Origin of the sequence: Sulfitobacter sp. DSM 110093, assembly GCF_022788715.1 — a bacterium.
Classification (GTDB): domain Bacteria; phylum Pseudomonadota; class Alphaproteobacteria; order Rhodobacterales; family Rhodobacteraceae; genus Sulfitobacter.
Genome location: NZ_CP085169.1, coordinates 139,948 through 153,868, shown reverse-complemented (window position 1 = coordinate 153,868; position 13,921 = coordinate 139,948). Strand labels below are relative to the sequence as shown.

The following is a 13,921-nucleotide window of genomic DNA, read 5'->3' as shown; positions in this document are numbered from 1 at the left end:
ATACCGCAGAAGTTTTTAGAGGCTGGTATTAGAAAAAGTACTTAACGCCCAGCTCAAAGAAGTCATCCCCATCCAGAGACGTCAATGGATCTTCTGGGTCATCGGCATCGACAAAGGTCGAAGAGAGCTCCATGCGGGCGCTATCGGACAAACGGAACGACAGGTTTACGTTTAGGACGTTGCTATCTGTATGGACATCATAGAGCCCGCTCATAGCAATCGTTGTATCCCTGAAGTCATTAAAATCATACCGTATTGTAGCGAACAAATCGTTGTCTAAGAACGTCTGGGGTTGCCGGCTGGACCGCCCATCGTAGATATACTCGGCGGCCGCGCGTAGGTCGCCTCCTGTCCGAAATGCATCTCCAAAGCTGTATTCTGCGCCGACCACTCCGGAAAAGTAATCCTCCCGATCGGTGAATTTCTGCGCGCCTTCAAACTTCAGCTGCCAGTCACCAGTAGTATAAGCCAGCTCAAGCCCGACTTGGTGAATGTTTTGATAATAAGCAATTGAACCGACACTATCACCGGAAGCTAAAAAACCTTGCGTAGCAGGATTGGCCGCGTCAAAGACCTGCTGCGCCAAAGGGTCGTCACTCCCCTGCCCTAAATTTTCATATGCGCCGCGAATATCTGCATTGATCGCCGTGCAGGTTGCTTCAGAAACAGTGGAGGAGCGAAATGAGCAGCCAGGTAAATAGACTGGTTGCCGGTCCGTACCTGAGAAAAACGAAAGACCATAGTCCAATGACCCTTCCGCAAAACTGAACGTATGGGTGTGACGCAGGGCGATATCTAGGTCATCTTTGTCTTCAAACATGGTGCGATTATCGTCAGGAACCGCGTTAAAGCGCAGCCGCTCAGAGGCGGTCGCATAGTCCTGCTCTCGAAAGCCCGCGAGTGCGAAGAAGCTAAATGACCCATAGGTTTGCGTGTCAAAAGATAAGACGGCCATCGGTTGGCCTAACCGCTGCTCTTCGTCTGTCTCGAAAAACGAGCCGTACTGATTGATAATGTTGACCGGGTTTGCTGCTTCAGTCACGCCCCAGTGTACGACATCGCTGCCAATCAGGTACCGAAGCCTGCCCGCGCGCCCTTCGACATAGGCTTTAGTTACATCAAATGACTGGGTGCCAAGGCGCAGATCGTTACTGCCGTTCAGCTCGGTCACCCATCGCCCGAAAGAGAGATCTCCGGACGCAGCAAGCCGGAGGCTGGCAATTGTGTGAGTCCCCTGCGTACTTTGTTCGGGCAATTTTCCGTCATGCAGGAAGCTACGAGCGATCAGGCCCGCCTCCCCTTCAAACGTAATGTTTTGCGCAGTTGCAGAGCTAGCCAGCGCAACGCCAAGGCCGCAGATCCCAACTTTCCAGGGTTTAAGTATTCTGCGCATCGAAGTGCCCATCCAAGAATGCCCGGTCTCACACTTGATGAACGGTTCTATTCAATTTGAAAACAAATTGGAGGGTGCCTAGGTCGCAATTATTGAGCTTGTGTGTTTAGGAACACGCAAAAGCGATGCTTATTGGCTTGTTGGGGCCGACCTGAAGGGGGGCATGTTGTATATCCGCCCTTGGCACAAGAGGTATCTCCAGGCCTTATTTGGGCGCGTCACTGGGTGCTGACATGTATCCGGCCTCGTTTGCAGCCTCATACATGCCGCGGGCCAGATGTTGTTCGAAGACCGTGACCAGATCAAAACCGCGGGCTTGAAGGCACTCTGTTGCACACTGTTTCTCCCGACCTTCGCGCAGACATGCTCGAGGGCGGCTACGGTCACCCGCTGTAGTGGCCGGTTTGATGCCACCGCCAAGCGTCGGAAATCATCTGTTCCAGCGTTGAGCGCTTGGGCTGCCAACCCAGTTCCTCGACCGCGCGGAAAGAGCCTGACACCAGCTTGGTGCAATCGCCCGGGCGGCGCGCGCCAATGTGATGGGGGACCGTTTGATTGGTTACTGCACGACTGTGATCTAGGACCTCGCGCACCGAAAAACCGCTGCCGGTACCAAGATTGAACACCCGGCTGCCTTTGTCGGATTGGAGCCATTTCAGGCCCAAGACATGTGCGTCAACCAGATCGCAGACATGCACATAGTCACGAATGCAGGTGCCGTCGGGCGTGGCATAGTCATCACCATAGATCGTCAGCGCCGAACGTTTTCCGGCGATAGCATCGAGCATCAGTGGGATTAAATGTGTCTCTGGCTGGTGGAACTCGCCCACTTCGCTTTCTGGGTCGGCCCCGGCCACGTTGAAATAGCGGAAGATCACATGCTGCAGCTCATGCGCAGCTTCAAAATCACGTAGGATATCTTCAATCGCACGTTTCGATGCGCCATAGGCGTTGATCGGGTATTGGGCACTGTTTTCGTCTAAGATGACATTGTCTTGATCGCCATAGGTCGCACAAGTGGAGGAAAAAACAAACTGCTTACAGCCCGCCGCTACGGCTGCTTCAATCAACGTCAGTGATCCGCCGACGTTATTGCGCCAGTAGAGGCCGGGCTGGCTCATGCTCTCGCCCACTTGGCTAAGTGCTGCAAAATGCATCACCGCAATCGGCTGATGTTTGGCGAACACCTCATCCAGTCGCACTCGGTCCAGTAGATCACCTTGCTCAAACGGGCCGAATTTCACCGCGTCGCGCCACCCGGTTACGAGATTATCAAAAGTAACAGGTGTGAAGCCCGCAGCTTTCAATGCCTTACACGCATGCGAGCCAATATATCCGGCGCCGCCGGTTACGAGCACTTTATTCATATTAGCCTTCCACTGCGCTGCTGCGTCGCCGTATCTACTCGCGTGATGCTTTGCAAACAAACCTTTGAGCGCTGCCCGGGACATATCACCCAGGAGGCAGAAGCATTTAAAAAAGCCGTTTCACTGCGCGCGGGTCATAGCCTCCCGGGTCAGTTGATTGGGTTGAAGCCCTATATTGAACCGGTAGTTCTTCCAGTTCAACGTTGTACTCTTCCCAGTCAGGTGGTTGACCATCGTCATTTGTGACGGGCGCCAAAAACGGCCTTTGTATTTCTTATAATTTTTCATGGTGAGCGTTTTATTCAGCTGCCCTTGGCGATTGTAGTACTGAATCAGCTGATATCGCAGAGCATTTGTATCTATCCATACTGCTTGCTGAGAGTATCCTGATTTGTAGACGGGGGTCCGTTGCAAGAGATGGCAGGTGCCCGCGCCATTGGGGCAGGCTTCATCCCTTAGCCACACATGCCGGTAGCTGGATGCATCTTGCTCGACCATATCTTCATAGGAAAACTCACTGCCGACGAATGAGCCCGAACGTCCGCTCCCAGATATTTTCTTCACCCGGCTTGCGGCAGGGAGGTACAGCCATTGGCTGTCTTGTTTGGTGTCGAATGAGTGGGTAAGCAAAGCTGTTCCCCGGATATCACCCGGCCAATCAAACACCATCATGTAGCGTGTGGCACGACCGCCGTTTAGCTCTAAGTTCTTTGCTGCAAAGCGGCGTTTACTGGTGGCGCCCCCTGCCGTGCGCAAGGTCATATCCCCTTGCACAGCAAAGTCACCATAGCCGTTTCCGGCAGCTTCTGCACGCTGTGCAATCTGTTGTCCTTTTTGCGCGTCTTGTGCAAATCCCGAAGCAGCGCTCGAGCAGATAATCACAAGCGGTATAAGCAATTTCTTGAATATCATAGCTTTGTCCTTTCGAGAACGGCAGGTAACAAGATTAGGTCTGTGAAGAGCGCCAGCACAATAACAATGGTCGTTAAGCCTCCAAGGTGCTGGTTGATCAAAAAACCGCTCTGGGTCATGATAAAGAACCCGCTACTGATTGCGACAGACGTGACCATGAGAGCCGTACCTACGGTCCGAAACGTCAGACGTAAGGCGGCTTCGCGGTCCAAACCACGGCGACGATGACGGTTGTAATGTATCATGATGTGCACCGTATCATCCACAACAATGCCAAAGGTCATGGTTGTCACCACAGTAGACCCCAGATTGACATCGCCGATCAGCCACCCCCACAGGCCGAAAGCGAGAATGGCAGGCACAACATTTGGCACAAGACTGATCAGCCCCAAGCGTAGATTTCGCAATGACAACGTCATCAAGGCCGAGACCAACACCAGTACTGTTAGCATACCATAGATCATTGCCTGATTGTTGCGCTGTGTGAGCTTGGAGAACGCGACCCCGACCCCTACGGCATCAGTCGCGATTTGGGGCTCATTCTCGCGCAACCAAGCCTCAGAACGCTGCGCAAATTGAGCAATATCTTGACCATCCGCCCCGCGTAGGACCACCGTCAGACGGGTTTTACTCCGGTCAATATTCATCATCTGGTTCATGTCTTGCCCAACGGGCAGCGACAATTCGTATAGCATCATAGCTTGGGCATTGCCCTGCTGTGTCGGAGCTAATTGATAGCTGTCTTGCGCCCCCCCATCCAAGGTTTGGTTAAGTCGTTTCAAGACGTCTGTTACCGTGCCTACAAAAAGGACTTTATCTTGCGTGCGCACCCAGTTTGTAAAATTGTCGACACGGCTCAAAAACTCTGGAGAGAAAACACTGTGACCTTCCGGCGCTTGAAAGGAAAAATGCACGCTCTCCATACCAGTTAGATGCTCCTCAATGGCATCATTATCCGTACGGAAGCTAAAACTCTCATCGAAGTATCGAAGCGCGCTATCGTTGAACCGGATCTGGGAGAGGCCGAGTAAAGCAAGCACCGTCGCGAGGCCAAATAGGCTCACCAATCCACGCTTGTGCAGGGCAAAAGACGCAAGCTTTTCCAATTGATGCCCAGGAATATGTACTGGTTTGAAACACAAAGCCGGGGCCCGCCGCAAAATCAACGGTAAGAACATTCCTGTGAGCAGCCAGCCAACAACAATGCCAAAGGCCACGATAGTTCCCATTTGGGCCAGGGGAGGCGATTCAGAGAAGTTCAAACATAAGAACCCGATGGCGGTCGTAATATTGGTGACTGACACTGCGGTGAGGTTTTCTTCCACCGCCTCATAAGTCGCTCGCAAGCGATCTTGATTTTGTGCCATGCGGCGCGCCCATCCCAAGACCACATGCACACAAGACGCCGTAATCAACACCATGACGGCCAATGGGCTGGTTGCCGTAGCAGGGATAAGCGCGATGCCCATCCAACCAGCAAAGCCTAAGGTCGCGAGCGTGCCGCCTAAGGTCACAAGGGTTGTTGCCAGCCATCCGCTGATCGTGCCTAATCCCAGCAACATCAAAAGCGTCACCACCGCAAAGGACAGGGGCACCAGTTGGCGCATATCCCGTTGCGCCGCCTCATTGATGGAGACACCCCCAATGACCCCGCCACTGACATGTATATTCAAGTCAGGGGCGCGTGCCTGCCAGTCGGCTTTTAGCGCGCGCGCACGTTCTGCCATGTCCAATCGGTCGATTGACGCATTCTCAGAGGGGACAAGGTCAATAAAGATGCCAAAAGCATTGCAATCAGGCGCGACCAAGCGATGCACCAACTCAGTCGACGTCAATGCGATGTCTTTGACTCGTTGCGCATCTTCCGGGCCCAAATCGGTATCTTCGGAGAGCAATGGCTCGATGATGATATCATCGCCATCTGCATAGCTGTGGTTAAAATTGGCTACAGAATCCACCCGCAACACATCAGGTAGCAACCAAGCTTCTTCGGTGAAGGCTCTCAGCCGCGTCAAACCTTGCGGTGTGCATATATCTTCCTCGCCCACGACGGCGAAAATCAGCGTGTCAGATTTTGAATAGGTATCCTCGAGTTGGAGAACAGCGTTTATATCTGGGTTGCTTGCACCAAAAAAATCACGGTTATCACTGGAAAAGCTTAAGCGTAGCAGGCCGAGGCTGGCGATCAGTAAGATCACAGCTCCCAGCATGAAAAACATCACATCATGGGTGACGATATAATGTGCGATCCGACGCGTGCTTAAGCGACCCTCATGCGCCTTGTGCTTAACACGCATGAGTGCCGGCCGTCTTCATAGCTGCAGAGGGCATTTTTATAGGTATTTTCATGCTTGCTAGCTTGCAACCACGGCATCTACCGGCGCACGGTTCGGAGAAACCAGCATGCCTTCCAGTTGTGCTTCAAACGCAGCGATAATAGCTTGCTGCTCTACCTCTGTGACCACCGCGCTATCAAAGGTAAATTGATAGGATGTCCCCTTTTCGTTGGCCGCCACATCTAGCCGTACATCGTTGTATGTGGCGCCGTCGCGTGAAGGTGGCAATTGGTTTTGCAAGGCGAAGCCGATCTGGTTCAGACGTGCTCCTGAGGCCTGAAGTCGCCCGTCGAATTCCTCTGCTGCGTTGAATACATCAAAAGCGATGTGATCATTGCTCGCAGACAGAATGCGCTTGAAGTCTGCGGCCTCCCACTCATTGCGTTCATTGACTGGAACGATGATCGGCAAAGTGGCCGTAAAGGGGCCAAAACCTTCGGCCATGCCCGACGGACGAGCTGATACATCTCTTGCGATCACAACGGCTTGCGCCCCGTTTTTGGCCTTTTGCAGAGCACCTGCGTAGGCCAGCAACATATCCGCCTCCGACAAGGTGTTCTTTAGATGACCGTCCTTTACCTGTGCAGCTCCATGATCTCGACCCATGGCTTCAGGCCCCAAAGCACGCCCGCGGTTACTAAAGGCCACTGGGCCCGGTACTTTGCGTAAAACATGGCTCCAAAAGGATCGATCACGAAGCCCTTGGGGCGTGTCTGCATGATAAGCAAGCGTGCTAAGATGGGCTGAGGCATCAAACTTGCCAGGAATTACCGCAGTGGGCGCGGCACAAAGCTCAGCCCAAAGTGCGTCTTTTAGAAACTCTAATGCCTGCGCGTCGCCCAAAGCGGCATGCATCGCAATCTGTACCTGCAGTCCGGATTCTTTGGCGATCTGGCCAAACCGCAGCAATTCGCCTCGCGCCACATCCAGAAGTTCTTCAGGTTTCAAATGTCCGCTGGTCAGCTGAGGGGCTTCGCCCAGAGCAAAGTTAGGTTTAGAGCCCCGCGGGATATCGCATGTCAAACCCATCAAAGGGAATTGCATGAATGTAGCATAAATTGCTTTTTGCAGATCCCCGCTTTCTACGCCTTCAGGTGCATCAAACACCAAGCGATGTTCAAACGCACGGCGTGTTGACGCTGAGCTGAACCGCGCCAGCGTTGTAGCAATCATACCGGCTTGCCCATCTGTAAATGCACGTTTTTGGTAAATGGCTGCAGATGCCCCCTGCCCTTCATCCTTTCCATCTTCTGTATTGTCTGCGAGGCGCGCTTGATGGGCTTCAAACTCATGCGCCAACACCTTTGAGAGCTCTCCCACCGTGGGGGCTTTGAGGAAATGCGACGCCATGATGGAGACGCCGAGTTCTGTCTCCAACCGCATTTTGAGCTCAAATGAGGAGAGTGAGTCCAACCCCGCTTCGCTCATGGGCATATCCAGATCGTCCGGGCTCAGGCTAACCTTAAGCAGATCGGACAAGGTGGCTGTCACGAAACCTGCGATCTCAGCGACAAGCGCATCGCCCGTGAGCGAAGACAAGCGTTTGGCCAGATCACTATCATCCCGCCCTCTGCCACTGATCATACTGGCAAACCGCGGTGCACGTGAGAGCGCTATATTGGTTCGACCCGCTTTCTCCCAGTCTCCACGCCCATAGCAAATCCGCCCCAGCCCGGTTCGCAAAAGAGTGCCAAGCGCAACCTCGGCCTCTGCCGTGTAAAGCCCAGCCATTCCCGAGGTCTCAAGATAACTTGCCAACTGCTCGTCGCGCGCCACAAAGCCCGTATCTGCAATAGCCCCCCAGTCTATCGTACCGCCCTGGTTACCACGCGCCGATCGATAGTCCGCCAAAGCGGACAGAAAGCCATTCGCCGCGACATAGTTGCTTTGCCCCATGGCCCCAAAAGTTTGGGATATGGAAGAGAAGCTTATTAGGAAATCAAGAGGCTCATCGAGGGCTTGCTCTGCTTGATGCAAAGCCCAAGCGCCAATGACTTTAGGCCCTAGAACCGCCTCCAGAACTTCTGGCGTCATCATGGTGATCAGAGTGTCCTTGATCACCGCAGCACCGTGTAAGATGCCCGCAAGGGGCTTGTCTTGATCGCCAGCAGCCGTCAGTACGGCATCATGAACGGCGATGGCATCTGTCGTATCTAGCACTTGCTCGCGCACGTCTGTGCCACGCGCGCGCATTGCTTCAAGAAGCGGTTTGTCTTCTTCTGCCAGCCGCCCTGACCGAGATGCAAGTAATAGCCGACCCGCTCCCTGGCGGCTCATCCAGTCAGCCATCGCCAAGGTGAAACCCCGTGTCCCGCCGGTGATCAGATAGCTAGCATTTTTTCGAAAGGTGATTGGTTTGTCGCGGTCTTCGCGGACGACAAACGTCTCTTCATCAAAGGTCACCACCACTTTGCCCACATGCTGCGCCTGAGACATATAGCGAAAGGCGGTACGCACCTTTGAAAGGGGGAAGTTAGTTGTGGGCAGTGGCAGCAAGCGGCCCTCGCGAATATCGCTCATGACGGCATGCATCTGACTTGCTAGAAGCTCGGGACGCTCCGTACCCATGGCGGCGAGATCGATGATATTGAAGGACTGATTGCGGCGCATGGCCTTCATACCCACCGCATGATCCGCATAGACGTCACGTTTGCCGATTTCTAAAAACCGACCGTAAGGGGCGAGGATGTCTAGCCCTTTATCAATATTGCTTCCCGGTAGAGAGTTCAGGATCAGATCCACCCCTGTGCCTTGGGTAAGCGCCATGATTTCATCTGCGTAATCGAGGCTGCGCGAGTTCATCACATGCGCGACACCTCGCTCGCGTAGCAAGGCACGTTTGTCGTCATTGCCTGCGGTTGCGAACACTTCTGCCCCTGCGGCTTGAGCAATCTGAAGCGCGGCCAACCCGACGCCACCTGTAGCCACATGGATCAGAACCTTGTCACCTTCAGACAACCGCCCCACCTCTTTGAGGGCATAATGGGCCGTCGCGAAAGCTGAAGGGATTGTGACTGCAGCATCATAATCCAAAGCATCATGCATCGGGATCAACCCCTCCGCGCTGATCGCAAGAAAACGCTGCAAGCAATTGCGCCCCATACCCATAACCCTGTCTCCCAGGGCAAAAGCTGTGACCTTCTCGCCTACTTCGACAATATCTCCAGAAAACTCTAACCCCAGGTTTTGCCAAGCAGGCTCTGCTTCCGCATCTTCTGGCAACAAGGCCGTCACTGCCATGATGTCTCTGAAATTTAACCCAACTGCCCGCACCTTAATGCGGACCTCATCCGCCCCCAGAGGGTGGCGAGGGCATTCAAAAAGATCTAGCCGGTCAATGACCCCAGGCTGGGGCATGGTGACTTTAAAATTGTGCGCATCTTCTGCTCCGATGGTCAGCTGACGCTGCGGGAGGTCATCGCGTGCTCGCACTTTTAGCCGCGCAGCATAAATCGCGTCTCCGTGCAGTGCGATCTCGGTCTCTTCCATCGGGCACAAAATGGCTGACGCCAGCCGCGCTTCCATGTCGCTGTGCCCCTTGGATACATCGATATGGCGGAAGTTAAGTTCGGGTAGCTCTGTTGAAAGGGTGCGCATTGTGGCCATCACGGAAGCACCCGCCACACTGGAGGGTGTCAAACAGCTTTCAGCAGTCGGGCGCACGTTTGTGGTCGCAATAATGATACGCGGTAAGGCGTGAAGCCCCCGTATGTCATGCAGCGCAACCCCCATCTCAAGAAGCGTTTGTACCGGTCCGCGCACAGCATCATAGATCTCAGCCGGTGTGCAATCCTCGGCTAAATCCGGTGCAGACAGCGGCCAAGCAAAAACAACGCCCTCAATAGCAAGAGTTGCATCATCTTTGCTGGCAGCAGGCATGAGGAGATCGGCCAAAGCATCCGTGATATCCTCGCCAAGCGTATCATGACCCAAGCGGGTAACATCTGCGCCTTGCTTTTGCAGCGCCTCGATAAGACCTACGGTTTGCGCTGTTTGCTCCCCCAAGACGAGCCAGCGCCCAGGCGTCTCTTTCAAACTCAGATCCAGATCGACCAAATCGAGTTCCTCGACAATAAAGTCAGGCGGCGTTTGCACGTCTTCCTGGACCGCGGAGGCCTGGGGCATCTCTTTGGCTCTCAAGCCCGAAACGCTCAACAAAATAGTGCCATCGGCCCCAGCAATATCTATTTTACCGCGCCCTTGCTCAAAGGAGATGCCCTCCCCAATGGATATGTTCGCGGTGACATCCGCAGGCAGACGACCATAGCACCGTACCCGTGCAATTCCGGTAGGTAGCAGCGCGAGCTGATGCTCGGCCGCCACGTCGCTATCGACCCAAAGCTGCCCCGATAGGGTCTGCATACATCCATCTAAAAGCGCCGGATGGGCCACATATTTATCTAAAGTCGCCCGGCAACTTTCATGCGCGGCAATCACGCCAACGCCGCGATCGCTGTCTACCACAAGGTTTTGAATCGTAGCAAAGGCGGGACCGTATGTGACAGCAGCAGCATTCTCTAACCCTTCGTAGAACGCAGAAATGTCCGGGGTGCGCAGTTTTGCATCCTCTTGATGCAGCTTCTGCAGTTTCCCAGGTGGGGCCACATCCACTGGGCGCAACACCGCGCTGGCGCGCAACACCCATTCTTCGCTGCTGTTTCGCAACCGGCTGCTTACTTCGATCCGACCGCGGTCGGATACAAAGACCGTTTGCAGCTGTACCGTCCCCTGAGGAGGTAAAAATAGCGCCTTATGAAAGCCAACGTTTTCCAGCTCGAGCACTTTGTCGGGAAACAAAACCTGCCCTGCAGCCAGCATAACATCCACATACCCGGCGGCTGGAAACAATGCCTCTCCCACATAGCGGTGATCTTTAAGAAAAGAGGGGGAGGATATGTTGATGTCTTGAACCCAAACATCTGCTGGTCCCCGGGTACGTAGCCCCAGAAGAGGATGATCGGCGCAGGTGAAGAGTTGGTAGCTTGAATCCTCGGAATCCGCCCAATACCGGTCAGTATCCCAAGCATAGCTTGGAAGCGAAATGCTGCTATCGCCTGGACCATAAAGGGCCCGCCAGTCGAGCTCGACACCATGTACAAAAAGCTCAGCTGCCGAGGCTGCAAAATAATCCAGATCAGGAAACTTATGGCTCATGGATGAAACCACATCGATAGCCGCCCCACAGGCCAGGGCAGTGCTCGCGGTCAAAGGTTTGAGTGTTGTGTGGGGTCCTATTTCGAGAAAGGTCGTAGCGCCCATCTCAATTGCGGCCTCAATCGCATCCATGTAGCGCACGGATTGACGCAGGTTTTGCCAGCAATAATCCAAATCTAGGCGGGTTTCTAATTTGCCTGTCACAGTGGACAAAAAGTCAATTTTAGGCTGAGACCAGCTGATCTCTCCGACTTCGTGTCGCAACCAGTCCTCTGCTTCTTCCAGCTGGTAGGAGTGCCAAGCGCCATCAATTTTCAACAAACGGATGAAGGTGTCAGGATAAGTGGCCTCGAAGTGAGCGACAAAATCCTCAACCGCAGCCTTTTGACCACTTATGGTCGTAGCCCCCGGCCCATTGCGTCCTGCAATATCAATCAGGCCGTTGTCAGGCAGCATCGCCTCGACATCCTCTGGCGGCAGCCCCACTGCAGCCATCGCGCCCATGCTTGTTATATGATCCAAAATTGTACTGCGCTTGGACAAGTAACGGACCGCATCCTCGAGTGACGTGGCCCCACACTCAATGGTGGCAGCAACTTCGCCGACGCTATGGCCCAAGACTATGTTCGGCGTAACACCCCAGTGGCGCCATAAGGCAGACAACCCATACTGCACAGCAACAAGAGCGGGCTGGGTCACCCATGTCTTATCAATATTACTGGTCTCTTTATCTTTGGCCATTTCTGCCAGCACTGACCATCCACTCACAGCGGCGTAGGCCGCGTCAAAATCCTCAATGGCCGCCCTGAAAATAGGCGCATGAGCCATCAAATCACGCACCATATCCCATGATTGGTTGCCCTGCCCTGAATAGGTAAACACCAGCTTCGGCGCATGTTTGACCTGCCCTATGTGAACATGTTCGGGTAACATATCGGGCAGATCTTCCGCACTAAGCGCCTCAAGGCCTGAGAGCAGATCCTGTTCGGTTTTGCATAAGATAACCGCCCGGTAGGAATACATTGCCGGACCATCTGCTAAGCTTGCCGCCAAGCGGCTTAGGGAAACTTCTGCCAAAGGACCATTTTTGCGGGCCTTCAAAAGATTGCGCGCGGCCCCCGAAAGCGCCTTGGGGGAGGCGGCGGTCAAAGGGATCAAAACAGGCTCATCTGTTGGTGAAGCAGTCGACACTAAAGCAGCGGCCGTGTCTTTTTGAACCTTTACCGCCGTGCTTGGCGCCGAAGCGATAAGGGTAGAGGCATTGGTGCCACCAAAGCCAAAGGAATTTACGATCGCACGCCGCTCCCCTCCAACCGCTGGGAACGGGGTGATGTTCCGAGGAACTTCTAGATTAAGTGCATCCAGCGGGATCGCCGGATTGGGATCGTCAAACCGGCGATTGGGCGGGATCTCTCCTTTTTGTAGGGAGAGAACTGCCTTGATGATACCGGCCATACCCGCCGCTGATTCAAGGTGACCCACATTGGGCTTGATTGAGCCAATATACAATTTGCGGTCTGGAATGCGTCGTCCAATAGCTTGGCCGATGGACCCTGCTTCAATGGGATCACCGATCGGCGTACCGGTCCCATGTGCTTCAGCATAGCCAACCTCAGATGGGACACGTCCTGACTTTGCGAACAGCTGTTCGATAACATCTATCTGGGCCTCCGGGCTGGGAGCCGTCATTGTACCCGTCTGGCCATCTTGATTGACCGCTGTGGCTTCGATCACCGCATGGATACGGTTGCCATCGCGCATAGCCGCATCCAAAGGTTTCAGGAGCAATGCCCCTACCCCCTCACCTCGCACATATCCATTTGCCGTCTTATCAAAAGCCGACAACTGTCCTGTGGGCGATAGCATGCCAGCTTTTGAGAAAGCGACGAAAGCCCCAGGGTGAGCGATTACGTTCACGCCGCTGACGAATGCCATGTCGCAACTGCCCGCCTGCAGATGACGCACCCCCTCATCCAAGGCGACCAAAGAAGATGAACAGGCCGTATCGACCGATACGCTGGGACCCGTCAGATTGAGACGGTGAGACACCCTGTTGGCGACGATGGACATTGCATAGCCAGTGCCTGCATATTTTTCCTCATCCGCCGTGTTCATCTCGCGAATGGTTTTGTAGTCAGATTGGGAGACCCCAACAAAGACGCCGGTACGCTGACTTACCACGTCATCCATCTTAATGTGCGCGTTCTCAAGTGCCCCATAGACGGCTTGCAAAACGAGCCGTTGCTGGGGGTCCATGCTGGCGGCTTCTCGAGGTGCAAGGCCAAAGAACTTAGGGTCAAATTGATCAATCTGCGGCAGGATTCCGGCCCATTTCGTATAGGATTTCCCTAGAGTTTCGGGGTTGGAATCATAGAACTTTTCGGTTGAAAAACGCTCGTTGGGGATCTCAACAATCCCGGTGCCTTGCTCACAAAGCATCTGCCATAAGCTGTCTGGATTGTCTTCTGCGCCGGGAAACCGAAACGCCATGCCGACGATTGCGATCTTGGTGGAATTATGAGGTTTGGTACTATCGTTTGCTGCGAATGGCATAGATCTCATCTACCTTCTGTCCCTGTTCGGATCTGAGGCGCTCAGAGAATATTGCGCCCCTCGAACTTGTTCTACGGCCGCTAGGCCGACAGTGATCGCGATGCTTTTTCTGTAAATACTCCACCAAAACTGAGAATTTACCCAGACTTTTCTCAAATAAGTCGACATCTTGCCCTGATCCGACACGCGGACCAAAGTTGAACCGG

The 13,921-nt window shown here is 53.9% G+C and carries 5 protein-coding genes; all 5 read right to left on the bottom strand.

Translation table 11 applies throughout. From position 1 onward, the window contains the following. Window positions 1–28 precede the first annotated feature (28 nt). Window positions 29–1,393: a hypothetical protein gene (locus tag DSM110093_RS18890; RefSeq protein WP_243267764.1), complete on the bottom strand. Its 1,365-nt coding sequence runs from the start codon at window positions 1,391–1,393 to the stop codon at window positions 29–31. Window positions 1,394–1,776: 383 nt separating this feature from the next. Next, window positions 1,777–2,760, bottom strand: a complete 984-nt coding sequence (gene galE, locus DSM110093_RS18885; RefSeq protein ID WP_243267763.1) for a UDP-glucose 4-epimerase GalE — start codon at window positions 2,758–2,760, stop codon at window positions 1,777–1,779. 120 nt (window positions 2,761–2,880) lie between these two features. Further along, window positions 2,881–3,672, bottom strand: coding sequence for an outer membrane lipoprotein-sorting protein (locus DSM110093_RS18880; RefSeq protein ID WP_243267762.1), 792 nt, complete (start codon window positions 3,670–3,672; stop codon window positions 2,881–2,883). Continuing rightward, window positions 3,669–5,969 carry an MMPL family transporter gene (locus DSM110093_RS18875; protein WP_243267761.1) on the bottom strand — a complete coding sequence of 767 codons (2,301 nt, stop codon included), beginning with the start codon at window positions 5,967–5,969 and terminating at the stop codon, window positions 3,669–3,671. The genes DSM110093_RS18880 and DSM110093_RS18875 overlap by 4 nt, the downstream gene beginning before the upstream one ends. 57 nt (window positions 5,970–6,026) lie before the next feature. Further along, on the bottom strand, window positions 6,027–13,715 hold the full coding sequence (locus tag DSM110093_RS18870; RefSeq protein WP_243267760.1) for a type I polyketide synthase: 7,689 nt from the start codon (window positions 13,713–13,715) through the stop codon (window positions 6,027–6,029). Window positions 13,716–13,921: the final 206 nt, after the last annotated feature.